Genomic DNA, 25,195 nt, shown 5'->3' on the forward strand with positions numbered 1-25,195 from the left:
CGGAGGTCGGGCGCGGCGGCGCGGATCTTGTCGATCAGATCGGGAAAGGCGGTCATCCAGAGTCTCCCCCCTCTCCCCGCACGCGGGGAGAGGGCTTCGGCGACCTCGTCGTCGCCGAAGCGAGGCGGCAGCCGGGGGTGAGGGGGCGGATCCGAAGGAGGCTCGCGCGTCGAGGCCCCCTCACCGTCGCCCTGCGGGCTCGTCGCGCCGACGACAGGGTCGTCGCGACCTTCTCCCCGCGTGCGGGGAGAGGGAGGAAGCGCGGCAAGGATTGTGTCTAATACGCCGATGACGTTGTTCGAAACCTCCGCGTTCCAAAAACGGAGAACGCGGTAGCCACGCGCGACCAGCCACGCATCCCGCTCGGCGTCATAGGCGCAGTCCGCGTGCTGGCTACCGTCCAACTCGACAATCAGCCTCGCCTCACGGCAGCAGAAATCCGCCACATAACGGCCGATGCTCTCTTGCCGGACGAACTTGAACCCGGCGAGACGACGGTCGCGGAGACGAAGCCAGAGACGGCGCTCGGCCTCGGTCTGGTCATGCCGAAGCCGTTTGCGAAACTGTCTCCGCTCGTCGTCCGCGGAGCGCACATCTCACCCCTGCAGCGCCGCCAGCTCGCCCGGCAGCGCATAGGCCCACTGGGTGATCGTGCCGGCGCCGAGGCACACCACGTAGTCGTTGGCGCCGGCGCGGCCGGCCACGAGCCGGGCCAGATCCTCCGGGCGCTCGAGGGCGACGGCGTCGCGGTGGCCGCGGGCCTTCAGGCCGGCGATCAGCGAGTCGCGGTCGATGCCCTCGATCGGTGCCTCGCCCGCCGCGTAGACGGGGGCGACGATCACCGTGTCGGCGTCGTTGAAGCAGGTGCAGAAATCCTCGAACAGCGACTGAAGCCGGGTGTAGCGGTGGGGCTGCACGATGGCGATGACCCGGCCGTCGGTCGAGGCGCGGGCCGCGCGCAGCACAGCCTGGATCTCGACCGGGTGGTGGCCGTAATCGTCGAAGATCGTCGCGCCGTTCCACTCGCCCGTGCGGGTGAAGCGGCGCTTGACACCGCCGAAGCCGGCCAGCGCCTTGCGGATCGCGTCCGCCGGCACCCCGAGTTCGTGGGCCACCGCCAGCGCCGCGGTGGCGTTGAGTGCGTTGTGACGGCCGGGCATCGGCAGGACGAGATCCTCGATCTCCATGCGGAAGCCGGGGCGGCGGTCGCGGATCATGACCCGGAAGCGGCTCTGGCCGCCCTTCAGGTCGATGTCGATGAGGCGCACATCGGCCTGCGGGTTCTCGCCGTAGGTGATGATGCGCCGGTCCTCGATATGCCCGACCAGATCCTGCACGATCGGGTGATCGATGCACATCACCGCAAAGCCGTAGAACGGGATGTTGTCGATGAAGCGCCGGAACGCGTCCTTGATCGCCTCGAACGAGCCGAAATGGTCCAGATGCTCGGGGTCGATGTTGGTGACGATGGCGACATCGGCCGGCAGCTTGAGGAAGGTGCCGTCGGATTCGTCGGCCTCCACCACCATCCAGTCGCCGGCTCCCATGCGGGCATTGGTGCCGTAGGCGTTGATGATGCCGCCGTTGATGACGGTGGGGTCGAGGTTGCCGGCGTCGAGCAGGGTGGCGACCAGCGAGGTCGTCGTGGTCTTGCCGTGGGTGCCGGCCACCGCGACGCAGGACTTGAAGCGCATCAGCTCGGCCAGCATCTCGGCGCGGCGCACCACCGGCAGGCGGCGCTCGCGGGCCTCGATCAGCTCCGGGTTGTCGCGGCGGATCGCGGTGGAGACCACGACGAGGGCTGCGTTCTCGACGTTCTCGGCCCGGTGGCCGACGAAGGTGCGGATGCCGTTCTCGGAGAGCCGCCGGACGTTGGCGTTGTCGTTCGCGTCCGAGCCCTGCACCGTGTAGCCGAGATTGGCCATGACCTCGGCGATGCCGGACATGCCGATGCCGCCGATGCCGATGAAGTGGATGGGGCCGAGCTTTTCGGGCAGCTTCATGTCACGAACCTTCTGGGCTCAGGGCGCCAGGGGGCCCCGGTCATCACGTTTCGAACTGCGATCATCGCAGTTCGCCCCCGCAACAGCGGGGCGGCGGTCGTCCGCCGGACGCGGCAAGCCTCTTGGGCTGGCCGCAGATTTCAAGTTGCGGCCGCGGCCGTCTCGGCGACGAGTGCGGCGAGGCGGTCGGCCGCGTCGAGGATGCGGGCGGTTTTGGCCGCAGCGGCGGCCTGGGTCAATTTCCGCGGCGCCTCGAACAGGTCCACCAGCTCGGCGGCGAGCCTGTCGGGGGTGAAGGCGGTCTGCGGAATCGAGAGCGCGGCGCCGATCTGGGCCAGCGTCGCGGCATTGGCCGCCTGATCCTGATCCAGCGCGCCGGGCAGCGGCACGAGGATGGCGGGCCGGCCGATGGCGGCGAGTTCGGAGACCGTCGAGGCGCCGGAGCGGGCCACCACGAGATGGGCGGCGGCCATGCGGCCGGGCAGATCCTTGAAGAACGGCGCCGCCTCGATGCCGCCGAGCCCCATGGCGAGGTAGCGGTTCTGCGTCGCGGTCAGATCCTCGGGCCGGGCCTGCTGCACGAGGTGGAGCCGGGCGCGAAGGTCCTGCGGCAACTTTTCGATTGCCGCCGGGACGACCTCGCTCATCACGCGGGCGCCCTGGCTGCCGCCGAACACGAGGAGGCGCAGGGGAGAGCCTTCATCGAGGCCCGGATAGGGAGTCTCGGCGACGGCCAACACCGCCGGGCGGATCGGGTTGCCGGTATGGACGCGGCGCGCCGTCGCCTTCTCGGGGACCCCGCGCACCTCCTTGAAACCGGTGGCGATGACCCGCGCGCCCTTGGCGAGGAAGCCGTTGGCCCGACCCATCACCGCGTTCTGCTCGTGCAGGATGGTCGGCACCCGCAGCAACTGCGCCGCTAGCATCGGCGGCACGGTCGGGTAGCCGCCGAAGCCGACGACCGCCGCCGGATTGAGCCGCCGCACGGCGCGGGCCGCCTGACCGAAGCCCCGGCCGAGCGTGACCACGGCACCGGCCCGGCGCAGCACCGAGCGGCCCGAGGGCGTGGCCGAGGCGATGGTGACGATCTCTTCCGCCGGGAAATCGCCCGCGATCGAATCGACGCGAGCATCGGTGGCGAGTGCGACGCGAATCCCACGATCCTTCAGGGCGTAGGCGAGGCTCTGGGCCGGGAACAGGTGGCCACCGGTTCCACCGGCACAAACGAGGACAAGCGGCGTGAAGACGGTCACTGCATCAGTCCCGGAACGGCCGACGGCATGGTGCCGGGCGGACGCTGGTTGACCGCCGTGGTGCGGGGGCGCTTGCGGGTGAGCGCCACGAGGAAGCCCATGCCGAGCGCCAGCGAGATCAGCGAGGAGCCACCATAGGACACGAACGGCAGGGTCATGCCCTTGGCCGGCATGAGCTGCGTGTTCACCGCCATGTTGATGCAGGCCTGGAGGCCGAAGAGCGTGGTCAGACCGGTGATGGCGAGCCTCGTGAAGGTGTCGTCGGTGCGGCGCGCGAGCTTCAGCCCGCGGATGACGATGTAGGCGAACAGTGCGACGAGGCCGAGGCAGACCAGTACGCCGAATTCCTCGCCGGTGACCGAAAAGATGAAGTCGGTATGCGCGTCGGGCAGGTGGCGCTTGGCCACGCCCTCGCCGGGACCGGTGCCGAACCAACCGCCGGAATTGAACGATTCGCGCGACCAGACCTCTTGGAAGCTGTCGCCGGATTCCGGGTCCATGAAGCGGTTGATGCGTTCGCGGACGTGATGGAGGAAGGTGTAGGCGGTGAACACGCCGATCATGCCGGCAAAGCCGAGGCCCGCCACCCAGAACCAGTGCAGCCCGGCGACGAAGAACAGCGTGCACCACACCATCGTGATCAGCATGGTCTGGCCGAAATCGGGCTGAAGGATCAGCGGCACGATGGTCATCGGCAGCAGCAGGAACGCGAAGATAACGCCGGGCATGTCGCGGCGGTTGGCGCCCTCCGAGAAGGCCCAGGCGGTGACGACCACGAAGGCGGGCTTCACGAATTCGGAGGGCTGGAGGCCGAAGGAGCCGAACTGGATCCAGCGATGCGCGCCCTTGATCTCGGGGCCGAACTTGCCGGCCGCGACGCACAGCACCACGCCGAGCAGCCACGTCACCAGGGCGAAGCGCCGGATGTGGCGCACCGACAGGAACGACACGGCGATGATGAGCAGGATGGTGGGGGCGAGATACATCGCCTGCCGGTTAAGGAAGTAGAAGGTCGGCAGGCCGATGCGCTCGGCCACCGGCGGGCCGCCGCCCATCAGGAAGACGAGGCCGGCCACCATCAGGCAGCCGAGGCCCGCAAGCAGGCCGCGATCGACCGTCCACCACCAATCCGCGAGGGGGCTGCGTTCGGCGCGCGACATCATGGCGAGGGGCTCGTCTCCAGCCGGCCGGTCCCGCGAAGAGACGCGGACGGCCAGCCCGGATGGTGGAACGTAAGGGTTAACGGTGTCTTGCCGTCCGCGACGAGATTTGCCGGGCGTTGCGGATTGCCGGTCAGCCATGCACCGCCTAAGGACGCGCCGGCTTTGCGTGCGCCGGGCGCCCATGATACTGGCCCCTGCCAACCCGATCCCGCTGGCCGGACCCTTCCGGCCCGGCGCAACACTCGTCTCTCGGAGTTGGTTTCCATGGCCCGTATCAGCGCTGACTCGATCATCGAGGGCCTGACCTTCGACGACGTGCTGCTGCGCCCCGCCGCCTCTTCGGTGATGCCGGGCGATGTCGACATCGCCAGCCGCCTCACCCGCACGATCCGGCTGAACATGCCGATCATCGCCTCGGCGATGGACACCGTCACCGAGGCGCCCATGGCCATCGCCATGGCCCAGAACGGCGGCCTCGGCGTCATCCACCGCAATCTCGAGCCGGCCGAACAGGCCGAGCAGGTTCGCCTCGTCAAGAAGTACGAGTCGGGCATGGTGCTCAACCCGATCACCATCCACCCCGACGAGACGCTCGCCGACGCGTTCGAGGTGATGAAGAAAAACCGGATCTCCGGCATCCCGGTGGTCGAGCGCGGCCCCAACGGCTCGCGCGGCAAGCTCGTCGGCATCCTCACGAACCGCGACGTGCGCTTCGCGACCAATGCCGGCCAGCCCGTGGCCGAACTGATGACCCGCGACCGGCTCATCACCGTGCGGGAGGGCGTGACGCAGGACGAGGCCAAGCGCCTGCTGCACCAATTCCGCATCGAGAAGCTGCTCGTGGTCGATGACCACTACCGCTGCATCGGCCTCATCACCGTCAAGGACATCGAGAAGCAGGTCACCTACCCCAACGCCGTCAAGGACGAGCAGGGCCGGCTGCGGGTCGCGGCGGCGACCACCACGGGCGATGCCGGCTTCGAGCGGGCCGAGCGCCTGATCGATGCGGGCTGCGACGTGGTCGTGGTCGACACCGCCCATGGCCATTCCCGCAAGGTGCTCGACAGCGTGGCGCGGGTGAAGCAGCTCTCCAACGCCGTGCAGATCATCGCCGGCAACGTCGCCACCGCCGAGGGCGCCCGCGCCCTGATCGATGCGGGCGCCGACGCGATCAAGGTCGGCATCGGACCGGGCTCGATCTGCACCACCCGCATCGTCGCCGGTGTCGGCGTGCCGCAGCTCACGGCGCTGATGGAGGCGGTCGAGGCGGCGCATGGCGCCGACGTGCCGGTGATCGCCGACGGCGGCATCAAGTTCTCGGGTGATCTCGCCAAGGCGATCGCGGCGGGTGCCTCGGTGGCGATGCTGGGCTCGCTGCTGGCGGGCACCGACGAGGCGCCGGGTGAGGTGTTCCTCTACCAGGGCCGCTCCTACAAGAGCTACCGCGGCATGGGCTCGGTCGGCGCGATGGCGCGCGGCTCGGCCGACCGCTACTTCCAAGCCGAGGTCAACGACACCCACAAGCTCGTGCCGGAGGGCATCGAGGGGCAGGTGCCCTACAAGGGCCCGGTCGCGGCGGTGCTGCACCAGCTCGCCGGCGGTCTGCGGGCTGCGATGGGCTATGTCGGCGCCCCGACGGTGCCGGAGTTCCAGGAGCGGGCGCAGTTCGTGCGCATCACCAATGCGGGCTTGCGCGAGAGCCACGTCCACGACGTGACGATCACCCGCGAAAGCCCGAACTATCCGAGCCGCGCCTGACGACGGGGCCGCGAGGTTCCTTTCGGGAATCTCGCGGTGCCGGATTCAGATTGCCTCAAGAGACGCCCGATCACCGATCGTCCCCGTTCCGGGCACGGCGGCGCATCGGGCGTTTTGTGAGAGACGCTCACAGCCAGATGACGCTCGCGATCAGGGTCAGACATTCCAGGAAGACCAGAACGCAGAGCGTGGCTGCGACCGCGCGATCCTGTGCTGCCGCCGGGTACGCAGAATGGATGCGCCGCATGGTCAGTCTCCGCAAGAAGACAAGCGTATGGCAATCCAGTGTTTGACGGTTTAATTTAGATCAAGCTCGACCCTAAAAAGTCTCCGTGGGCCTCGAGGTGGCCGCGAAGAGAAATTTTTGGGAAGAATGCATCGGACGCGATGGTCCGCCGGCGCTCCGAAATTCGAGCGGCGAGTTCGGCCGGTGCAAGAAAAGCTTCTCACAACCGGATCTACACGCTCGATGGCGTGGTTTGAACCGCGCGAAATCGCTTCGACAATACGCTACGGTTTGACGGCCGAGGTGGCCGGGGGAGCTTCCGCTTGCTGGTCGATCACCGTCGCGAACTCGTCCGGACTTAAAGTAATGAACTGGCGCAGCGCCTCCTGAAACTCCGCATCCTTGTCGGCGGTGGGGCAGGTGAAGCCGCGGGACTTCGTGACTTGCGCCCGCATCGCCGCCTCGTAGGGCGCCATTTCGGGCTGGAGTGCCGCCATCTTCGTATCGACGGCGGAGCGTTGCGCATCGGTCGCCGTCACGTCGCAGGTCCGCAGCACCCCCTGCAGGGCGAGTCCCACCGTATAGGTGGCCATCCGTGCGCGAGGCGGCAGCGGTGGTTCGGCCGCGACCGTCGGCCGGTTCGGAGCGATGGTCGCGCAGCGTCGCAGAACGGCGAGAGCGGCGGCGAGATCGGGAGCCATAAGCGCCCTGTCGCCATCCGCGAAGCGCAGGGACAGCGCCCGCGCTTCCAGCAGGGCCGGCACGATCGTCTCCGGAAGCGCCGTGCGTAGGATCTGGCCATCACCGGTCCAGATCAGCGTCGCGCCGGCGGGCTTCCCGTCGAGCAGAAGCGGCACGCTGAACCTCTCGCCGGCCGCGAAGTCCCAGTTCCGGTCGGCGACCGCGAGCGTGAGCCCGCCCTGATCGATCGCGACGATCACGAGGCCGGTGAGTTCGCCCTGTGCATTCGTCTCGGTGTGGGTCGTCCGGCAGATGGACGAGCTGGTTTCACCGCCACGGCGCTCCACCGTCCAGCCGCGCACGGTCTCGACCAGCGTACGGTCCGCCGCGGCAAGCGGGCCGCCGAGGAGCGTCGCCAGCATCGCTGCCGTGACGGGTGAGAGGCGCACGCGACATCTCCGCGGGGACGGCCGGCCCTCGCCGCCCGCGGAATGCAGGATGGCCAGTCGGCCGAGTAAGCCTAGCCGCAGCCCGTCGGCGCAACCAGCCTCGAAGCGGGCGTCCCTCACAGCGTTTTATGGGTAGGGGTGAAGAAGAGCCTCTCCCGAGAAGCGGGTTCGGCCCTCCCTCATTCTGAGCCCCGCACCGTATTCGAGGTCGCAGGGCCTCACAGCTTCGGATCGGCGGGGGCGTTCGGGCTCTTTTCCGGAGCAGGCTGCTTCTCCAGGGCGGCGACCAAGTCTTCGGGGCTCAGCTCGACGAACTTCCGCAGGATCTCCTGGAAGTCCGCCTGCCTGTCAGCCGCCGGGCAGGACTCGCCGTTGCGCTTCAATTCGCTGCGCACCTGCGCTTCGATCGGTGCCATTTCGGGCTGGAGCGCGGCCATCCTGGCTTCCACGCCGGCGCGCTGCTTGCCGGTGGTGGAGACGTCACAGTCCTTCAGCACGCGCTGCACCGACAGCCCGATCACGTAGGCCGCGATTCGCTGCTGCGACGGCGCAGGCGGTTCGACGGGGGCAGCTGGGGCGGCAACCGCGGCGGACTTGGCCGGCGTGGCATCGCAGCGCCGCAGGGACTCGTAGCCCGCCGCGAAATCCGGGATCCGGAAATCCGCGTCGCTGTCCTCGAAGCGCAGGATCACGGTCTTGGCCGCGAGCAGATCGGGAACGACGCTGTCGGGCAGCTGGGTGCGCAGGGTCTTCCCGTCGCCGATCCAGGTCGTCTTCACCTTGATCGGCTTCTTGTCGAGGAAGAGCGGCACCTTGACCGATTCCTCCTTATCGAAGTCCCAGCCCTGATAGACCAGCACAAGCGCGGCGGAGGAGCCCCGGAGAGCGAAGACGACCGCATTGGCAGCGTTGTTGTCGTCCTTGTCCTCGTAGGCATGGGTCATGATGCAAGGATTAGCACTGGTATCGCCGACCGTCCGCTCGACTTCCCACCCCTTCACGACTTCGAAAGGCTGACGTTCCGCGGCCGAAACGGGCTGTGCGACGAGGGCGGGAAGTAGTCCGGCCGCCAGAACGGCGAGGGTTGAAAGGGTGCGCATGGGTGAAATCCGCGGAAGCCAGCAATCGCCGGTGCGGAATGCAGGGGCCGTCTGGTGGATTCAAGCTTAGCGGCCGGAACGTTACGATTCCATCGTGGCGCGCGGCACGCCGCCGTCTCGAAAATCGCTCCCGCATCCCACCTCCGGCGGGGTGCGGGCGGCGCCGCTTCGGCCTATGTGAGGAATCAGCAGGAAAGGGAGGACGATGCGGATTCTCGTGGTCGGAGCTGGCGCGACGGGCGGCTATTTCGGGGCGCGGCTCGTGGAAGCCGGGCGGGACGTGACGTTTCTGGTGCGCCCGGCGCGCGCAGAAAAGCTGGCGGCGCGGGGCCTCTCGGTCCGCAGCCCGGTCGGCGACATCCGGATCGACGCGCCGAAGACCGTGACGGCGGACGCGCTCGCCGGGGCCGGGTCGTTCGACCTCGTCCTCCTCTCGGCCAAGGCCTATGACCTCGACTCGGTGGTCGCGGACGTGGCGCCCGCCATCGGAGCCGACACGGCGGTGCTGCCGATTCTCAACGGCTTACGTCACCTCGACGTGCTCGATCAGGCGTTCGGCGCCGACCGGGTGCTGGGGGGAAGCTGCGCCATCGTCGCGACGCTAACGGGTGACGGCGAGATCCGGCAGATGACCGATCTGCACACCCTCACCTACGGCGAACGCGACGGGTCGCGCTCCGAGCGGATCGGACGCATCGAGGCGCAGATGGAGGGCGTGCGGTTCCAGCCGCGGGCCAGCGACAAGATCCTGCTGGAGATGTGGGAGAAGTGGGTCTTCCTCGCGACGCTCGCGGGATCGACGACCCTCATGCGCTCGGCGCTCGGCGACATCGTCGCGGCGCCCGGCGGCCGGGCCTTCATCGAAGCGCTGCACGACGAGTGCCAGGCGGTGGCTGCCGCCAACGGAAACGCCGCCCGCGAGAAGGTCTTCGCCGGCGCCCGCAAGATGCTGACGGCGGAAGGTTCGGCGATGACCGCCTCGATGCTGCGTGACATCGAGGGCGGCGCCCGCATCGAGGCCGACCAGATCATCGGCGACCTGATCGCGCGCGGGCAGTCCAAGGGCGTGGAGACGCCGGTGCTCGCCCGGGTGCTGACGCATCTCAAGGCCTACGAGCACCGGCGCACCCGCGAGGCGGCCTGATCCGCCCCGCCCGCGCCGTTCGTCAGTAGCGGCCGGGCGGCGGCGGGGGCGGGTTGCCGTATTCGAGCTGCGTCTTGGCGTCGGGCCGGCGGGCGGGCGGCGGCACCGGGTCGAGGCTGGGCGCAGCCGGCGCGGTGGAGCAGGCGGCAAGCGTGAGCGCGAGCAGGCCCGCGCACATCAGAGGCTTCAAACTCAGGTTCACGGACGGCATTACAAGGGTCCTTTCCTCACTTGTCCTTGACGGACAGGGCCATCGTGCCGTTCTGAACGTCCAAAGTGCCGGAAGCTCGGCCTTATCGTGTCGGGCTGCGGGTCCAAGCGTGGCCGCACCACGGCAAGTTTAACGAAACGTTTCCGGAGCCGATCCTGACCCCCTCCGCCCGCCTCTCCGCCGCCATCGAGATCCTCGACGACATCGCCGAGCGCCGCCGCCCGGCCGCCGACGCCCTCAAGGATTGGGGGCTTGCCCACCGCTTCGCCGGTTCGGGCGACCGGGCGGCGATCGCGAGCCTCGTCTATGACGGGTTGCGGCGCCGGGCCTCCGCCGCCTGGATCATGGGAGCGGAGAACGGTCGGGCCATCGTGATCGGCATGCTGCGCCTCCAGCGCGGCCTCGCCGAGACCAGCATCGCCTCGCTGTTCGACGGGGCGCGCTTCGCCCCCCCTCCCCTGACCGAGGACGAGCGCAAGCGGCTGACGGAGGGAAGCCTCGCCGATGCGCCCCCCGAGGTCGCGGGCGATGCGCCGGCCTTCGTGCTGCCCTCGCTGACCGCGCTGCTCGGCGATGCACTGCTGCCCGAACTGCGGGCGCTCGGCCGCCGGGCACCACTCGATATCCGCGCCAACACCCTGAAGCAGAGCCGCGAGGAGGCCTTCGCGGCTTTGGCTGACCTCTCGCCCGAGATGACGCCGCTCTCGGCGCTGGGCCTGCGCATCCCGCTCGGCGAGGACGGGCGCGGCCCGGCGCTCCATGTCGATCCGCTCTTCCTGGAAGGCGGATTCGAGATCCAGGACGAGGGTTCGCAGATCGCGAGCCTGCTCGCCGGGGCAAAGCCGGGCGAGACCGTCGTCGATCTCTGCGCGGGCGGGGGCGGCAAGTCGCTGGCGCTTGCCGCCATCACCGGCAACGCCGCCCACATCATCGCCACCGATGCCGACCCGCGCCGTCTCGCCCCGATACACGAGCGCCTGCGCCGCTCGGGAGCGCAGGTCGAGGTGCGCACGCCGCGGACCGGCAAGGCGCGCTCCGACGTGCTGGCGCCTCTCGACGGCACGGTCGATCGGGTTCTGGTCGATGCCCCCTGCACCGGCACCGGCACGTGGCGCCGCAACCCGGACGCCAAGTGGCGCCTGCGGCCGGGCAGCCTCGCTGGCCGGATCGCCGAGCAGGCCGAGGTGCTCGACCGGGCGGCCCGTCTGCTGCGCCCCGGTGGAACCCTCGTCTACGTCACCTGCTCGCTCCTGCCGGAGGAGAACGACGCCGCCGTGGACGGATTGCTCCAGCGCAGCCGGGCGATCCGGCCGGTGGCGACCGATCTCACCTCCGTTCCCGGTCTTGATGAGCGGGTCCGCAAGACGGCCCGCGGCATCCAGATGAGCCCGGCGCTCACAGGTACCGATGGTTTCTATGTCGCGACAATGACACGTAAAAGCTGATCCGGGGCCGGATCGGTTGCGCGCTGATCCCGTTGTCCCCGGAACCGCGCGGGGGACAGGCCGGGGCAGCCGCCACGGACGGGATTCCCGCGCATTGCTGCGGCGGGAGTTTCGATGACAGCGAGGCCGAGACCATGACGTTGCACCGGCGAGCCCTGCTCGCGGGGACGGCTGCGGTGCTGACCGGAGCCGAGGCGCGGGCGCAGGGGGCGGAGGTTCCCCCGGCCGTGCGTCTTCCGGTGCGTCCGCAGACCGGCGACGTCGTCCAGCCGCTACCGAAATCCGCGCCCGGCTCCGACCTCGAAATCATCGATCTATGGCCGGACCTGCCTCCGGGCGGCGGCGGGCCGTTCCGCTCGGAATACCGGTTCGACGAGACCCTGACCGGCGTCATCACCGGCGTGGTGCGACCCTGCCTTCTCGTGATCCGCCCCCAGCGCCCGAACGGTGCCGGCATCCTGATCGCGGCGGGCGGCGGCTATCTGCGCATCGATATCGGCAACGAGGGCCTGCCGGTCGGGCAATGGCTGGCGCGCGCCGGCATCACTGCCTTCGTGCTGGTCTACCGACTGCCGAGCGAGGAATGGCGCGACGGCCCCGACGCACCGCGCCAGGACGCGCAACGGGCCATGCGCCTCGTGCGCTGGCGGGCCGAGGAGTACGGCCTCGACCCCGACCGGATCGGCGTGCTCGGCTTCTCCGCGGGCGGCCACCTGATGGGCGTGACCGCGACCGATGCCGAGCAGGATCTCTACGACGATACCGACGAGGCGGACGGCCTCAGCGCCCGCCCCTCCTTCGCCGGTTTGATCTACCCGATCGTCACCATGCGCGCGCCGTTCGACCGGACCATGTCGAGCCGTCGGGTGCTCGTCGGCGACGACCCGCCCGATGCGCGGCGGCGGGCCTACTCGGTGGAGGTTCAGGTCAACGAGCGCACGCCGCCGGTCTTCATGGTCCAGGCCTCCGACGACCGCATCGCGGTGACCGACCATCCGCTCCTGATGTATGCCGCTCTGCGGGCGGCGAAGGTGCCCGCCGAGATGCACCTTTTCGAGCGCGGCGGCCACGGCTTCGGACTCGGCGTGCCGGGCAGTCCCGCCGCGGCATGGCCCGCCCTGTTCATGGCTTGGATGCGCGGACACGGTCTGCTGAAGTCGTAGCGACGGGCGGCGACCGCTTCCGAACGGACACCGGTCGGCGGCGCCTCGGATGCCCGCTCCCAGACGCGTCCGGTGCCGCGAACGATTGTCGGTCCTGGGCGTTTAGGGCCATGCTTGCGAATACACCGAGACGTTCGATCCACGCCCGCGCCACGCGAGTGGCCGCGGGCATCGAGGAGGCCGACGTCGCATCCGGGGTCTCGCTCGCGCGGGCGAAGGATCATCCGGCTGTGCAAGCCATGGGATCGGCCAGCGAAATCGGCAGTTGGCAGGCTCTTTTCGCTCTATCGGCCACGGCTCTTGCCCTTGGCATGGTCGCCCGCGACCGCCGTCTCGCGCGTGCGGGACAGAACATGCTCACGGCGGGCATTGTGGCGAGCCTCGTGAAGACGACGATCAAGCGGACGGTCCACCGCACCCGTCCCAACGTGTTCATGGACGAGGGGCTCTATTCGCGCGGTCGGCCTGGGACCGGCGATGGCCCCTGGCAGTCCTTCCCCTCTGGGCACGCAGCTCTGAGCGTTGCTGTGGCTCGATCGGTAGCGCGTGCCTATCCCGGCCTCGCGGCCCCGGTCTACTGCGCCGCTGCCGCCATCGCGACCACACAGGTCGTCCGCGGCGCGCATTTTCCCGCCGATGTCCTGGCCGGCGCCGTGATCGGTATCGCAGCCGAAGCGGTCAGCCACCGCCCCTTCACGGATGAAGCCCGGCGACACGGCTGACGGGACCGCGGCTTCCCTTCCGGTGCGGACGGCGCCCGAAGATCGGCTCCGCGCGATAGCGGGCACGCCGAACAAAAACGGCCCCCGTTTCCGGGGGCCGCTCGTCGCTCTGAGTGAGGCGCCGTGATCAGAAGCAGCGGCGCTCGCGCGTGATGACCACGCGGCCGAACCGGCCACGACGCTTGGTGACAACGGTCTTGCAGCGCGGACCGCGGACGACGCGCCGGCTGTACTGCGCCTGCTGGAAAAGTCCGTCCGTCAGCGGAGCGGCGCCGGAAAGGGGGAGGGCCTGGGCCGGCGCGGCGGCGCCGAAACCTGCGATCGTGACGGCGATTCCGAAGAGGGCTGCTCTCATGGTCGGATGGCTCCTGTCCGTTTCGAGGGGCGTGCCGTGTCGCCCCGAAAGCGTGAACGTGAGATTAACGGCAGCGACCTGAGGACTGCTGCCTATGCCTCCAGACTCCGCGCGCGTTGCGCCGCCCCAAAGCCTCGTCTAACCGGTATCGCAGAAGGCCCGAGGCAGCATGACCATCGACACCTCCCACCACGACAAGATCCTGATCGTCGATTTCGGCTCCCAGGTGACGCAGCTCATCGCCCGCCGCGTCCGCGAGGAGGGTGTCTATTGCGAGATCGTGCCGTTCACGAAGGCCGAGGCCGCCTTCGATGCGCACCGGCCCAAGGGGGTGATCCTCTCCGGTGGCCCCGAGTCGGTCACGACGGACCTGTCGCCGCGCGCGCCGCAGAAGATTTTCGAATCCGGCGTGCCGGTCTTCGGCATCTGCTACGGCCAGCAGACCATGGCGGCCCAGCTCGGCGGTGAGGTCGAGGGCGGCCACCATGCCGAATTCGGCCGTGCCGAGGTCGAGATCGTGTCGGACTCGCCGCTGTTCCGGGGCGTGTGGCACGCGGGCGAGAAGTACCCGGTCTGGATGAGCCACGGCGACCGGGTGACGAAGCTGCCGGAGGGCTTTGCCACCATCGCGATGTCGCGCAACGCGCCCTTCGCCGCGGTAGCGGACGAAGGTCGCCATTACTACGCCGTCCAGTTCCATCCGGAGGTGCATCACACGCCCCACGGCGCGCTGCTGATCCGCAACTTCGTGCGCGACATCGCCGGCTGCTCCGGCGACTGGACCATGGGCACCTACCGCGAGGAGGCGATCGCCAAGATCCGCGAGCAGGTCGGCAAGGAAAAGGTGATCTGCGGCCTATCCGGCGGCGTCGATTCCTCGGTCGCGGCGGTGCTGATCCACGAGGCGATCGGCGATCAGCTCACCTGCGTCTTCGTCGATCACGGCCTGATGCGCCTCGGCGAGGGCGACGAGGTCGTCCGCCTGTTCCGCGACCACTACAACATCCCCCTCGTCCACGTTCAGGCGCAGGATCTGTTCATCGGCGCGCTCGAGGGCGTCGATGACCCCGAGGTGAAGCGCAAAACGATCGGCCGGCTGTTCATCGACGTGTTCGAGGCCGAGGCCGGCAAGATCGGCGGCGCCGCGTTCCTTGCCCAAGGCACGCTCTATCCGGACGTGATCGAGAGCGTGTCCTTCTCCGGCGGTCCCTCCGTGACGATCAAGAGCCACCACAATGTCGGCGGCCTGCCCGAGCGGATGAACATGAAGCTGGTGGAGCCCCTGCGGGAGCTGTTCAAGGACGAGGTTCGCCTGTTGGGCAAGGAACTCGGCCTGCCCGAGAGCTTCGTCGGCCGCCACCCCTTCCCCGGACCGGGCCTTGCCATTCGCTGCCCGGGGATGATTACGCGCGAGAAGCTGGAAGCCCTGCGCAAGGCCGACGCGATCTATCTCGACGAGATCCGGCAGGCCGGTCTCTACGACACCATCTGGCAGGCCTTCGCGGTGATCCTGCCGGTGAAGACGGTGGGCGTGATGGGCGACGGGCGTACCTACGACCACGTCTGCGCGCTACGCGCCGTGACTTCGGTCGATGGCATGACCGCTGACTTCTACCCCTTCGACATGGCCTTCCTCGGCCGCGTCGCCACGCGGATCATCAACGAGGTGAAGGGCATCAACCGGGTGACCTACGACATCACCTCGAAGCCGCCCGGCACGATCGAGTGGGAGTGATCCCGGATCCGCCCGATCGACCCGCACACGATGGAGTCCGGTCTTCCGGGTGCGCGCCTGACACCATGGGCAGAGGCCGCTGACGTCGAAGCGCTGCTGCGCGGCGCGCTGGCCGACGCTGATGTCGCCTGGAGCCTCGGCAGCTTCGGTGCCATCGCCGAGTTCATGCGCGATGCCGGCGAGCCGGTGTGTCCGCTCTCCGACGCGCGGATGGGTCTCGCCACCGCCCGCGGCGCCATCGCCCTGATGCCGGCCGCCGATCTCAGGCCTGTTGCCTACGAGACCGGCTTCGCCGACGGCTACAACCATGCCGTGGCGTTGTGCCTGCCCGAAACCGCGTGCGCCATGAGCGGGCGGAGCGTCGTCACCGAACTCGGCCCCGACAGGGAGGCGGCGCGCGCGGAGGAACGGGCGGCGATCCTGTTCGATCTGGGACTCGGGCTGCTGGCGGTCGATGCCTGCGTGCGCACGAGCGACCCCGAGGCCGTCGCCTGCCTACGTGCCGGCGTCGGCCGGCCGGTCTTCGCTCCCGGCAACCCGGTCGGCCCGCGCCTCGTGGTGATGAGCCCGCACCGGATCTTCTGCACGCGGATCGGCCGGATCGAAGTCTATGCGCCGATCCCCGGCCCCGGCGAGACGAGTCCCGAGGGGCCGCACACGCATGTTCTGCCCGAATTGCTGCGGGCCGGACGCACCCATGCGGCAACGACGCCGATCCCCGACGGCTTCGTGCCCTGCGGCGGAATGCACCCGCCACATTCCTACAAGGACGCGTTGGGCCGCCGTATTCCCTTCGACCCTGCCCGTCACGCGGGTTTCCAGGCCTTGCTGGAGCGCTGGGGCGATCCCGATCTCCTGTCGGTCAAGCGCGGGATGACGCCGTCGAAAGCCGTCTCACCGAGACACGCCCGATCGGCCCGCCGCGCTGCCGAGATGCAAGCTCGTCTCCTCCGCGGCGAGGACGCCGCCGAGCGTGCTTGATGCCGGAGCCTGCCTTCTCCGCCATGCGCGGAGAGGGCCGGCCGAGGCCACAGGGCAAACGATCGTCCTCAGAACGACAGCTTCATTCCCGCCACGAAGGTGCGCGGCGGCCCGGCGAAGATCGAGCCCGTCGTGCCGGCGAGGGCGGCGCGGCCGTTCTGGGCGCCGGTCGCCGCGTTAAGCGTGTTCGCCAGCGGGTTGGCCGAGCCGACATAGGTCGTGTCGAAGACGTTGCGGAGTTCGCCGTACAGGTCGATCCGTCGGGCGTAGTTGTTCGGCAGCAGCGCTGCGTAGTGGATGTTGAGGTTCAGGATCGCCAAGCCCGGCACCTTCAGGAAATTGGCGTTGTCGATGAAGTAGCCGTCCTGCGCCACCACCTCGGCGAAGCCGCCGAGCCCGGCCAAGGCGCCGGCCGGCACGTCGTAGCCGATCCGTGCGAGGAGCTGATGCGCCGGCACGCCGGGAATTCGGTTGCCGGCCCGGTCGAAGCGGGTGGTAAGCGCGCCGGCGCTGATCTGCTCGACGTAATCGGTGTAGACCTGATCGTCGAAGGTGTAGGCGAGCACGCCGCGCCAGCCCGGAGCGAAGGTCCAATCGACCCCGACCTCGATACCGCGATGCTCGGAGGCCGGCGCGTTGAAGGTGTAGTTCAGCAGGCCCGCCCCCGGCGACTGCGTGACGAACTCATTGTGGAAGAACTCGTAGAAGCCGGTGAGGCTGAGCCGCATCCCTTCGAAGGGCATGAAGTCGGTGCCGAGATCGAACCCGAGATTCTCCTGCGTCTTCAGCTCGGTGTTGTTGCCGGGCAGGCCGGTGGCGTTCACGAACATGCTCGAGAAGGACGGCGTCGCGTAGCCGGTGGCCACCCGGCCGCGCAGGGCCCAATCCGGATCCGGCCGGTAGACCAGGGCGAGTTCCGGCGCGACGTTGAGGAAGCGGCGGTCGGCCTGCGCCAGAGTCGATAGCGTGTCGGCAGCCGTCGTCGCGAAGGTGCGGTTGCGCCCGACGATGCTCGATTCCTCCGCGCCGATGCCGGCCACCGCCGTCCATTGCGGTGCGAGTTCGAGTTCGAGACGGGCCCGGCCGCCGAGATTCGATTGCAGCGCCTCCTGCAACCCGATCAGGGCGCCGAGGCGGGCGCCGCCATAGGGCGCACGGTTGTAGACGGACGCCGCGATGTCGACCGCGCTGTAGGCGAGCGCCACGCTGCCGACGGCCGGCAGGCCGAACAGCTCGCCGCGGCGGGTCAGGTCGGTCTGCACGAAGTAAGACGGCAGGCTGCCGCGTCCCGAGGTCGTGTAGAACGGCTGGTTGTAGTTGCGCTCGTCGAAGCCGACCTGCACCCGCCACGCGGTCTGCGCGTCGATGTCGTGCTCCCAGCGCCCGGCGACGATGGTGCGCCGGTCGTTGCGGCGGAACGCGCCCTCGCTCGCCGTCACCGGCACCCGCGGGCCGAAGGCCCCGTTCGCCAGGAGGCCGAAGGTGGTGCAGCCGGGTGCCGCCGTCGCCGCCGCGTCGCAGCCGCGCTGGTACGGGTTGATCCGGAACTGGTCGAGCGAGGCCCGGGCGGGGATGTTGGCCGTGACCTCGTTGTTGATGACCTTGAGGGTGAAGCGGTTGTCGGGGCTCGGCGTGTAGCTCGCGAGCAGGTTGATCGTCTGGGTGTCGTAGGAAGAATGGTCCTGATAGCCGTTGGCGCGCACATCGCTGGCGAACAGGCTGATCTCGAACGGGCCGCTCACGCCGCCGACGCTGAAATAGTGGCTGAGGTAGCCGAAGCTCCCGGCATCGATGCCGACCTCGTAGCCGTCGATCTCGCGGCCGGTGCGGGTGCGGAAGGCGAGCGCACCGCCGGTGGCGAAATTGCCGAACAGCGCCGATTGCGGCCCGCGGAACACGTCGATGCGCGAATAGGCGCGGGGATCGACCAGATCGAAGCGCGAGGCGCCGTCGGGCTGGGTGACGGGGAAGCCGTCCTCCAGCACCACCATGTTGCGGGTGACGCCGGTGGCGCGGGCGTTGTTGCCACGGATCGAGATCACCACGTCGCGCCCGCCATTGCCCTGGCGCAGGGTCACGCCGGGGCTGTCGAGCAGCACCGTGCCGATGGAGGTGGCGGGGCGGTTGGCGATCGTCCCCTCGCGCCCGACCGCGGTGACGACCTGCCCGGCCGGACGCTCGATGGCGAGGGGGGCGGCACCCGGCGGGCCGGAGACTCCGAAGCCCGGCGCACCGGACCCGGCCGCCGCTCGGCGCTGCGGCGTACCCTCGCCCGTGACGGCGAGTTCCTCCAGTGTGACGGCATCACCGATGGTCTGGGCTGGGGCCGCCCCCGACAGGGTGAGCGGCGCAGCGGCGAAGAGCCAGGCGGCACGGCGCGCGGCGGGGTGGGAACGCATGGGACGGCTCGTAGCATTGTGAGATCGGGGCGGGCCGCGGCGACCCGCGACGGGCGGGCGTCAGGTGCGCGCGGCGGGGCGCAGGCCTTGGACGGCGAGGTCGAGGCCGATCAGGGTCAGGATCGCGAGGCCGGTCAGCGGGAACAGGGCGCCGAGGCCGAGCATCAGCACGGTGATGGTGGCGACGACGCGCCTGTCCCGCGGCCAGGGTGGCGTGCCGAGGCGTCCGGCTGGGCGTCGCTTCCACCACATCACCGCGGCGGTGACCGAGAGCAGGATCGTGCCGAGGCAGAAGGCGAGCATGGCGAACTGGTTCGCCCGTCCCCAGAACTCACCCTTGTGGATGCCGATGCCGTACTGGATCGCCCGTGCTACGGGACCGAGATCGGCGAAGCGCACATCGATGATCGGCTGTCCGCTGTACCGGTCCAGGGAGACCATGCGCTGACCCGTGACGTCGCGCGGATAGGCGGAGGCGGCGTAGACGCCGGTCTCCGTCAAAGGCAGCGCCAGTTCGAAGCCGACGGGCAGAGCCATGTCGCGAAAGGTCTCGACCGCGCGGTCGATTCCGAGGGACGGTGCTCCGGAGGGGGCCGATCGCGGCATCGGCGCGTCTTCGAGCGCCCAGCCGGCACTGTCCAGCCGCGCGCCCATCGGCACGGTGGAGACGGCCTTGCCGGTCCAGAGCTGGGTCGGCTGGCCGAGCCCGGCCCGGTTCGACCACGCCCGCAATTCCTGCCCCCACCAGATCGACCAGGGCAGACCGGTGAGCGCGAGAAACAGCAGGCCCGCCCCGGCGAACAGGCCGGTGGCCGCGTGAAGATCGCGCCACCAGACCCGGCGGCGCGGCGTCTCGCGCAGGCTTACGGCGCGTCCCTGCCCTTGCGGCCACCAGAGATAGGCGCCGCTCACCACGAGGATGATCGCGAACCCGGCCACGATCTCGATGAGGGCGTTCGCCGCCGTCCCGAACAGGGTGGGCTGTGCAGGCCGCGCACGATCCCGAAGAACTCGCGATCCGCGGCGACCCGATCGAGCACGTCGCCGGTATATGGGTCGAGGTAGACGAGAATCTTGGCCCCACCCTCGGCCAGGGTCACGAGGGCCGAGGCGGCTGGGCTGGCGGGCTCGGTGTAGGAGAGCGGATTGCCGTCCGGCACCGCCTGCATGGCGTTGAAGATCAAGCGGTCGGGCCCGAGCGGGGCACGGCCCGAGGGCGCGACCACCGTGCGGTGGGCGAAGACGGTCGCGTTGATCTCGGCCTTGAACAGGTAGAGCGCACCGGTGGCCGAGAGCAGGATCAGGAAGGGCAGGCAGAGCAGGCCGGCATAGAAGTGCCAGCGCCATACGGCACGGTAGACCGCATCGCGCCAAGCGCGCAGGGCCGGCGCGGCGGTGAAGCCGGCGGTGCCCGACAGGGTGGGAGGCATGGGTTCGAAATCCGCGTCTGAGGGATCGGGGCGATCGGCTCAGGCGGTGGGTGGACCTCGGGGACTGGTGCCCTGGTCGGGCGGTGCGCGGGCTTGGATCGTCCCCGCGGCGTACCACGGCACGGGGGCGGCGCGCGGCGGCCAGACCGCGAGGGTGGAGGCGGCTTGCGCTAGCGGCAGGAGATGGACCGCCTGGACCTGCGTGCAGCAGGCGTGATGACCGCAGGCCTGCTCTTCGTCGGCCGGCGTGCCGGAGGCGGTTAGATGTTCCGCGCAGAGGACGCCGCCCTCAAAGCGCGGCAGGGCGGGCGCGAGAACCGTGAGGAAAGCCTGGAGGACAAGCGCGTAGAGCGCGATCACTCCGATGATCGCCCGGCCGTGCACGGATCGGTGCGGGCGCTCGCGCATGGCCACGCTTCTAGAGCATCATCCCGAAAGGTGGCTACCGGCTTTGGGAAAAAGATGATGCAAAACAGGAGCCGCGAGCATCGTGCCGGATCTGATATCCGGCACGATGCTCGCGGCGGTGCTGGCGTGGCCGGTCAACGCGGACGCGCGGACGACGCGCGTCTCGCGACGCTGGAATCAGGCTGGCATGCCGGCCGGCTCGAACAGGAAGTCATCGACGGACGGAATCGTCACGGCGAGGCTCGCGCCGTAGCTCGCCTTCGACAGGCGCCAGGGCCGCTCGGAACGGGCGCGGATCGCCTCGGACGGCCGCAGACGGCGCAAGCCACCGTCCTCGCCCATCTCCTCGATCGTCAGGAAGCCGTAGACCTGCAGGCGCGAGGCGATGAGCTTGGTCTCGCGGTCGTCCGCCGGAACCCGCAGGCTGCCCGTGGCATAGACCGCATCCATCAGGTTGCGCTGGTCGCTCCTCGACCGGCTGCGGGGAGGCTCGCCCGCTCCGAATGCCGCGTTGATGGCGCCCTGCCGCGCGGCCGCAGGCCGACGGAAGGGAATGACGTTGTCCGTTCCCGGAACGCTACGCATACACAGGTACCTTCGTATCGCGGAAAGCTCCCCGACCGGCGCGCTCTCACGGCGCCGTCCGGTCGATGCGAAGCTTTCGACGATCCCGATTAATGCCTGCTTAGCCATGCCCGGCCGGGGGGCGTGGAAGGCGTCCCGAAACGGGCCGCCTCCCCTGTCGGCCCTCGCGTCTCAGTTCAGGGCGATGGCGAAGTCCCCTTCGGTCTTGGCGCGAATCTCGTCCTCGGTGACACCGTCGGCGAGTTCGACCAGGGTCATCCCGCCATCGCCCTTCTTGTCGATGGTGAAGACGCCGAGATCGGTGATGACCATGTCGACCACCTGCGTGCCGGTCAGCGGCAGGTCGCAGGCCTTCAGGAGCTTGGGTGCTTCCGAGCCGTCCTTGCCCTTGGCGACGTGCTCCATCACCACGACCACCTTCTTGACGCCGGCCACGAGGTCCATCGCCCCGCCCATCCCCTTCACCATCTTGCCGGGGATCATCCAGTTGGCGAGGTCGCCGTTCTGCGCCACCTGCATCGCGCCGAGGATCGACAGGTCGATATGCCCGCCGCGGATCATTCCGAACGAGTCGGCCGAGGAGAAGTAGCTCGTGGTCGGCAGCGCGGTGATGGTCTGCTTGCCGGCATTGATGAGGTCGGGATCCTCCTCGCCCTCGTAGGGGAACGGCCCCATGCCGAGCATGCCGTTCTCGGACTGCAACTGCACCGACATGCCCTCGGGGATGTAGTTCGACACCAGCGTCGGAATGCCGATGCCGAGGTTCACGTAGAAGCCGTCTTCCAGCTCCCGGGCGGCACGCTCCGCCATCTGCTCACGGGTCCAGGCCATTGTCTTGACGTTCCCTCGGTTGGCGCATTTTCGGGGTGACGATGCGCCAGCCGCCGCAGGGGCGGCGACGCGCCGTCGCGCTCATAGCCTCTCGGCCGATGGTCGAATCAGATCTGGCCGCCGCCGGCCGCCGCTGCTGCCTGGGGCTCCTTGCGCTTGCGCACGGTGCGCTGCTCGATGCGCTTCTCGCGCGCCGGCACGTGGAGGATGCGGCCGATGAAGATGCCCGGCGTGTGGATGTGGTCGGGGTCGATCTCGCCCGGCTCGACGAGATGCTCGACCTGCGCGACCGTCACCTCCGCGGCGGTGGCCATCATCGGATTGAAGTTGCGCGCCGTCTTCCGGTAGACGAGGTTGCCCTCGGTGTCGCCCTTCCAGGCGTGGACGATCGCCAGATCCGCGAACAGCCCGCGCTCCATCACATAGCGCTCGCCGTCGAACTCGCGCACTTCCTTGCCCTCGGCGACCTTGGTGCCGACACCGGTCTTGGTGAAGAAGGCCGGGATGCCGGCGCCGCCGGCGCGGATGCGCTCGGCCAGCGTCCCCTGCGGGTTGAACTCGATCTCGAGTTCGCCGCCGAGATACTGGCGGGCGAATTCCTTGTTCTCGCCGACATAGGACGAGATCATCTTCTTGACCTGACGGGTGTCGAGCAGCTTGCCGAGACCCACGCCGTCGATGCCGGCATTGTTCGAGACGATGGTCAGGTTCTGCACGCCGGAGGCCTGGATCGCGTCGATCAACTCGTCTGGGATGCCGCACAGGCCGAAGCCGCCGGCCATGATCGTCATGCCGTCGCGCAGGAGGCCGGCGAGCGCCGCCTTCGGATCCGGGTAGACCTTCTTCATCGACAGCGTCCCTTCCTCGTCTTCCGCCAGGGCGGGCCAAGATTCGTTGGCCACGATACAATGTCAGAGAATCGGCGGCCGGCCGCGCTCCCGATCGATGGCGACCGGGTGTGCAACGCGAAGCGGGCTCCGTCAAACCGGCGACGCATTTGTGCGCAATGCAAAAACCCTGCGCCGTAACCGTTCGCCCGGTGCGCGAGGCCGACTCTCATCGAAGAGGCGGCCCGCGCCGTCCACCGCGTTGCGGGCCGGCTTTCCCCCGGTCGCGAGACAGAAGGACCGGAACCGGCTAAGGACTCGGAACGCACGGCTCGCCACGCCGATGCGGTTCGGCCGAATCCGATCCGCGTCGCCTGCCCACGGAGTGCAATGTCGCTGCGCCGCACCTTTTCCACCCTCGCACTCGGACTTGTTGCTGCGGGGTTGGTGTCTGCCTGTCTGCCGTGGTCGATCGAGGCACCCGGCGCGGCCCGCTTCGTCAGCCGGGGCCTGCAACAGGGCTGGGGCGTGGCGCTCAGTGCCCGGGGACGCACGGAGGTCGTGCTGCTGCCCCTCCCCCGGATCGTGTTCGAAGATATCCGCCTGACCGAGGGCGATGCCGCCGGGCCGGTGCTGGCTGCGGGCGGGAATCTGTCGCTTCAGCTTGGTCTCGCTGCCCTGCTCACCGGCCGGGTCGAGGTCGATTCCCTGACGCTCGACGGTTCGGAACTGGTGCTGCCGCAGGAAGCGGGGGATACCCGCTGGTCCGCGGCGGCCGAGCGCCTGACCCACAGCATCGCCGGCGAGGACGGTGACCGGCCCCGACGGATCATCCTCGCCCGCTGCGCGCTCAAGGGCCGCGACCCGCGGGACGGAACGCTGCAGACGGCCCGCGACGTCGATCTCACGATCTCCTGGCCGGCCTGGAGCGAGAGCCTCGCGGTGAATGGGGGGCTGCGCTGGGGCGATGGCAGCGCCCGGATCACGCTCACGGGTCTGCGGCCCTACGCGCTCTTCTCCGGGGGCGAGAGTCCGTTCACCGCCGCCCTGACATGGCCGACGGGTTCGCTGAGCGCCGAAGGCAGCGGCAGCCTGCGCGACGGCCTCAAGGCCTCGGGCACTGGCAGCCTCCAGACGCGATCCCTTCACAAGACTCTGGCCCTGACCGGCGGAGGTCTCGCCCTGTCGCCCTTCGTCGAGGATTTCGCCGTGGAGGGCAGCTTCGAGGCGGCCTCCGGCCAGATCCAGTTTCCGAGCGTCACCGTGCGCAGCGACGGGAACGTGCTGGAGGGGGCCGGCTCGGCCACCTTCGGCCCGCAGCGCAACGCGGTACAGGCCACGCTCGCCGCTGAGAACCTCAACCTCTCGCCGTTGCTCGCTGGGCTTCTGCGCCTGACAGGCTTCGATCGTGGGACCGACGATGCAGCTTGGCGCGGCCGGTCCCTCGCCTTGCGCCCCTTCACCGGGGGTGACCTCGATCTGCGGATCTCCGCCGGCAATGCCCGGATCGGGCCGGTGCAAATGACGGATCTCGCCTCCAGCGTTCTCGTGCGTGAGGACGGCATCGAGGCGTCGCTCGGCCGCGCCAACGTGCGGGGCGGCATGGTCAAGGGTCGGGTTTCGCTTGCGGCCGATGGGAGCGACGCGGCCCTGACCCGCGTGAAGGCGCAGGGCAGTTTCGACGGGCTCGATCTTGGCGCCTTGCTGGACGATCTCGGCCAGTCCCGCTGGGTGCTCGGGGCGACGCGGGGCAGTCTCGCGCTGGAGGGAGCCGGCCACGACGTCGATGCCCTGGCCCGTTCCGTGTCGGGCCGGGTTGCGCTGGAGAGCGCGGACGGCGCCCTGTCCGGCCTCGATCTCGCCGATGTGGTCCACCGCGGCGGCGCGGTGGCGCCGGGGGCCCTGGCCCGGCGCAACGGCCGGACGCCCTTCGAACACGCCGCCGTGACCCTGCTGTTCGCCGATGGCGTCGGAGAGATCGTCGAGGGCCGGCTTGCCTCCCGCACCCTCGGTGCGTCCCTGAACGGGCGTGTCGCCCTTGCCGACCGCCGCTTCCAGGCGCGGGCCGAAATCCTGTCGCGGGCGACCGCCTCTGCCGACGGGGCGTCAACCCCCGCCACGCTGTTCGAGATCGGTGGTCCCTGGGATGCCGTGAGCGTCCGGGCCAGCGCCGCGCCGCGTCCGGCCGGGGACGAGGCACGCCCGCCTGCCGCCCCCGATTCCTTCCAGAGGCCCGGCGCCGATCTGCCGCTCGGCATCCGCGCCTACGTGCCCTCGAACACCGCCCCCTGACATCCGGACCGGCGGCGTCCGGTCAAGGCGTCGG

General features: G+C 69.4%; 21 protein-coding genes and 1 pseudogene. 8 read left to right on the forward strand and 14 right to left on the reverse strand.

Annotation, left to right across the window (positions count from 1 at the left end):
* From MKK50_RS01120 to MKK50_RS01135, 4 genes are all read right to left on the reverse strand, one after another.
* Window positions 1-593 (reverse strand): endonuclease domain-containing protein (locus tag MKK50_RS01120; protein WP_499019786.1); only part of this gene is annotated, 593 nt, incomplete at its 3' end.
* A 3-nt stretch (window positions 594-596) separates the two neighbouring features.
* The gene (gene murC / locus MKK50_RS01125) at window positions 597-2,003 is read right to left on the reverse strand and encodes a UDP-N-acetylmuramate--L-alanine ligase (RefSeq protein ID WP_499019788.1); all 1,407 of its coding nucleotides are present in this window, start codon (window positions 2,001-2,003) and stop codon (window positions 597-599) included.
* A 140-nt stretch (window positions 2,004-2,143) separates the two neighbouring features.
* Window positions 2,144-3,256: an undecaprenyldiphospho-muramoylpentapeptide beta-N-acetylglucosaminyltransferase gene (gene murG, locus MKK50_RS01130; protein WP_253371501.1), complete on the reverse strand. Its 1,113-nt coding sequence runs from the start codon at window positions 3,254-3,256 to the stop codon at window positions 2,144-2,146.
* Complete coding sequence (locus MKK50_RS01135; protein WP_253371503.1) at window positions 3,253-4,419, reverse strand: FtsW/RodA/SpoVE family cell cycle protein; 1,167 nt, start codon at window positions 4,417-4,419, stop codon at window positions 3,253-3,255. Before MKK50_RS01135 ends, murG begins: the two co-directional genes overlap by 4 nt.
* A 264-nt stretch (window positions 4,420-4,683) precedes the next feature.
* On the opposite strand from MKK50_RS01135, the gene guaB reads away from it, so the two are divergent.
* Window positions 4,684-6,177, forward strand: coding sequence for an IMP dehydrogenase (guaB, locus tag MKK50_RS01140; protein ID WP_499019792.1), 1,494 nt, complete (start codon window positions 4,684-4,686; stop codon window positions 6,175-6,177).
* A gap of 510 nt (window positions 6,178-6,687) precedes the next feature.
* Here guaB and MKK50_RS01145 read toward each other — a convergent pair.
* Window positions 6,688-7,533, reverse strand: coding sequence for a hypothetical protein (locus tag MKK50_RS01145; protein ID WP_499019794.1), 846 nt, complete (start codon window positions 7,531-7,533; stop codon window positions 6,688-6,690).
* 218 nt (window positions 7,534-7,751) lie between these two features.
* On the reverse strand, window positions 7,752-8,633 hold the full coding sequence (locus tag MKK50_RS01150; protein ID WP_499019796.1) for a hypothetical protein: 882 nt from the start codon (window positions 8,631-8,633) through the stop codon (window positions 7,752-7,754).
* A 205-nt stretch (window positions 8,634-8,838) separates the two neighbouring features.
* Here MKK50_RS01150 and panE point away from each other — a divergent pair, with 205 nt between their 5' ends.
* Window positions 8,839-9,777 (forward strand): 2-dehydropantoate 2-reductase, encoded by a 939-nt coding sequence (gene panE, locus MKK50_RS01155; RefSeq protein WP_499019799.1) that lies wholly within the window; start codon window positions 8,839-8,841, stop codon window positions 9,775-9,777.
* 22 nt (window positions 9,778-9,799) lie between these two features.
* On the opposite strand, the gene MKK50_RS01160 is transcribed toward panE, so the two are convergent.
* On the reverse strand, window positions 9,800-9,988 hold the full coding sequence (locus MKK50_RS01160) for a hypothetical protein (protein ID WP_253371513.1): 189 nt from the start codon (window positions 9,986-9,988) through the stop codon (window positions 9,800-9,802).
* A gap of 95 nt (window positions 9,989-10,083) precedes the next feature.
* Between MKK50_RS01160 and MKK50_RS01165 the strand changes: the two genes are divergently transcribed.
* The 3 genes from MKK50_RS01165 (at window position 10,084) to MKK50_RS01175 (ending at window position 13,318) form a co-directional block, all read left to right on the forward strand.
* On the forward strand, window positions 10,084-11,433 hold the full coding sequence (locus MKK50_RS01165; protein WP_499019860.1) for an RsmB/NOP family class I SAM-dependent RNA methyltransferase: 1,350 nt from the start codon (window positions 10,084-10,086) through the stop codon (window positions 11,431-11,433).
* A gap of 134 nt (window positions 11,434-11,567) precedes the next feature.
* On the forward strand, window positions 11,568-12,596 hold the full coding sequence (locus MKK50_RS01170; protein WP_499019800.1) for an alpha/beta hydrolase: 1,029 nt from the start codon (window positions 11,568-11,570) through the stop codon (window positions 12,594-12,596).
* A gap of 110 nt (window positions 12,597-12,706) precedes the next feature.
* Window positions 12,707-13,318, forward strand: coding sequence for a phosphatase PAP2 family protein (locus MKK50_RS01175; RefSeq protein ID WP_499019802.1), 612 nt, complete (start codon window positions 12,707-12,709; stop codon window positions 13,316-13,318).
* Window positions 13,319-13,445: 127 nt separating this feature from the next.
* On the opposite strand, the gene MKK50_RS01180 is transcribed toward MKK50_RS01175, so the two are convergent.
* Window positions 13,446-13,673, reverse strand: a complete 228-nt coding sequence (locus tag MKK50_RS01180; protein WP_056195039.1) for a hypothetical protein — start codon at window positions 13,671-13,673, stop codon at window positions 13,446-13,448.
* 169 nt (window positions 13,674-13,842) lie between these two features.
* Between MKK50_RS01180 and guaA the strand changes: the two genes are divergently transcribed.
* Window positions 13,843-15,408 (forward strand): glutamine-hydrolyzing GMP synthase, encoded by a 1,566-nt coding sequence (guaA, locus tag MKK50_RS01185; RefSeq protein ID WP_253371519.1) that lies wholly within the window; start codon window positions 13,843-13,845, stop codon window positions 15,406-15,408.
* Between the two features lie 30 nt (window positions 15,409-15,438).
* Window positions 15,439-16,389 (forward strand): DUF6925 family protein, encoded by a 951-nt coding sequence (locus MKK50_RS01190; RefSeq protein ID WP_499019803.1) that lies wholly within the window; start codon window positions 15,439-15,441, stop codon window positions 16,387-16,389.
* A gap of 68 nt (window positions 16,390-16,457) precedes the next feature.
* Here the strand turns inward: MKK50_RS01190 and MKK50_RS01195 are convergent, their stop codons facing one another.
* The 6 genes and pseudogenes from MKK50_RS01195 to MKK50_RS01220 form a co-directional block, all read right to left on the reverse strand.
* Window positions 16,458-18,788, reverse strand: coding sequence for a TonB-dependent receptor family protein (locus MKK50_RS01195; protein ID WP_499019804.1), 2,331 nt, complete (start codon window positions 18,786-18,788; stop codon window positions 16,458-16,460).
* A gap of 60 nt (window positions 18,789-18,848) precedes the next feature.
* A pseudogene (locus MKK50_RS01200) lies at window positions 18,849-20,218 on the reverse strand (PepSY-associated TM helix domain-containing protein).
* A gap of 39 nt (window positions 20,219-20,257) precedes the next feature.
* Window positions 20,258-20,626, reverse strand: coding sequence for a hypothetical protein (locus tag MKK50_RS01205; RefSeq protein WP_499019805.1), 369 nt, complete (start codon window positions 20,624-20,626; stop codon window positions 20,258-20,260).
* Between the two features lie 177 nt (window positions 20,627-20,803).
* Entirely contained in the window at window positions 20,804-21,211 is a 408-nt protein-coding gene (locus MKK50_RS01210) for a hypothetical protein (protein ID WP_253371525.1), read from the reverse strand.
* Between the two features lie 171 nt (window positions 21,212-21,382).
* Window positions 21,383-22,042, reverse strand: a complete 660-nt coding sequence (locus MKK50_RS01215; RefSeq protein ID WP_499019806.1) for a 3-oxoacid CoA-transferase subunit B — start codon at window positions 22,040-22,042, stop codon at window positions 21,383-21,385.
* 107 nt (window positions 22,043-22,149) lie between these two features.
* Window positions 22,150-22,890, reverse strand: a complete 741-nt coding sequence (locus tag MKK50_RS01220; RefSeq protein ID WP_499019863.1) for a CoA transferase subunit A — start codon at window positions 22,888-22,890, stop codon at window positions 22,150-22,152.
* A gap of 369 nt (window positions 22,891-23,259) precedes the next feature.
* On the opposite strand from MKK50_RS01220, the gene MKK50_RS01225 reads away from it, so the two are divergent.
* On the forward strand, window positions 23,260-25,161 hold the full coding sequence (locus MKK50_RS01225) for an AsmA family protein (RefSeq protein WP_499019808.1): 1,902 nt from the start codon (window positions 23,260-23,262) through the stop codon (window positions 25,159-25,161).
* The last annotated feature ends 34 nt before the right edge of the window (window positions 25,162-25,195 follow it).

The sequence above is a fragment of the Methylobacterium sp. J-043 genome, from assembly GCF_022829505.1.
GTDB classification, from domain to species: Bacteria; Pseudomonadota; Alphaproteobacteria; order Rhizobiales; family Beijerinckiaceae; genus Methylobacterium; species Methylobacterium extorquens_A.

Coding starts and splice junctions, on each gene's coding strand:
- MKK50_RS01170 (WP_499019800.1), top strand. CDS start 11,568: ATGACGTTGCACCGGCGAGCCCTGCTCGCGGGGACGGCTGCGGTGCTG.
- MKK50_RS01215 (WP_499019806.1), bottom strand. CDS start 22,042: ATGGCCTGGACCCGTGAGCAGATGGCGGAGCGTGCCGCCCGGGAGCTG.
- guaB (WP_499019792.1), top strand. CDS start 4,684: ATGGCCCGTATCAGCGCTGACTCGATCATCGAGGGCCTGACCTTCGAC.
- MKK50_RS01190 (WP_499019803.1), top strand. CDS start 15,439: ATGGAGTCCGGTCTTCCGGGTGCGCGCCTGACACCATGGGCAGAGGCC.
- MKK50_RS01175 (WP_499019802.1), top strand. CDS start 12,707: ATGCTTGCGAATACACCGAGACGTTCGATCCACGCCCGCGCCACGCGA.
- guaA (WP_253371519.1), top strand. CDS start 13,843: ATGACCATCGACACCTCCCACCACGACAAGATCCTGATCGTCGATTTC.
- MKK50_RS01205 (WP_499019805.1), bottom strand. CDS start 20,626: ATGCGCGAGCGCCCGCACCGATCCGTGCACGGCCGGGCGATCATCGGA.
- MKK50_RS01210 (WP_253371525.1), bottom strand. CDS start 21,211: ATGCGTAGCGTTCCGGGAACGGACAACGTCATTCCCTTCCGTCGGCCT.
- murC (WP_499019788.1), bottom strand. CDS start 2,003: ATGAAGCTGCCCGAAAAGCTCGGCCCCATCCACTTCATCGGCATCGGC.
- MKK50_RS01160 (WP_253371513.1), bottom strand. CDS start 9,988: ATGCCGTCCGTGAACCTGAGTTTGAAGCCTCTGATGTGCGCGGGCCTG.
- MKK50_RS01180 (WP_056195039.1), bottom strand. CDS start 13,673: ATGAGAGCAGCCCTCTTCGGAATCGCCGTCACGATCGCAGGTTTCGGC.
- MKK50_RS01225 (WP_499019808.1), top strand. CDS start 23,260: ATGTCGCTGCGCCGCACCTTTTCCACCCTCGCACTCGGACTTGTTGCT.
- MKK50_RS01220 (WP_499019863.1), bottom strand. CDS start 22,890: ATGAAGAAGGTCTACCCGGATCCGAAGGCGGCGCTCGCCGGCCTCCTG.
- panE (WP_499019799.1), top strand. CDS start 8,839: ATGCGGATTCTCGTGGTCGGAGCTGGCGCGACGGGCGGCTATTTCGGG.
- MKK50_RS01195 (WP_499019804.1), bottom strand. CDS start 18,788: ATGCGTTCCCACCCCGCCGCGCGCCGTGCCGCCTGGCTCTTCGCCGCT.
- MKK50_RS01135 (WP_253371503.1), bottom strand. CDS start 4,419: ATGATGTCGCGCGCCGAACGCAGCCCCCTCGCGGATTGGTGGTGGACG.
- MKK50_RS01150 (WP_499019796.1), bottom strand. CDS start 8,633: ATGCGCACCCTTTCAACCCTCGCCGTTCTGGCGGCCGGACTACTTCCC.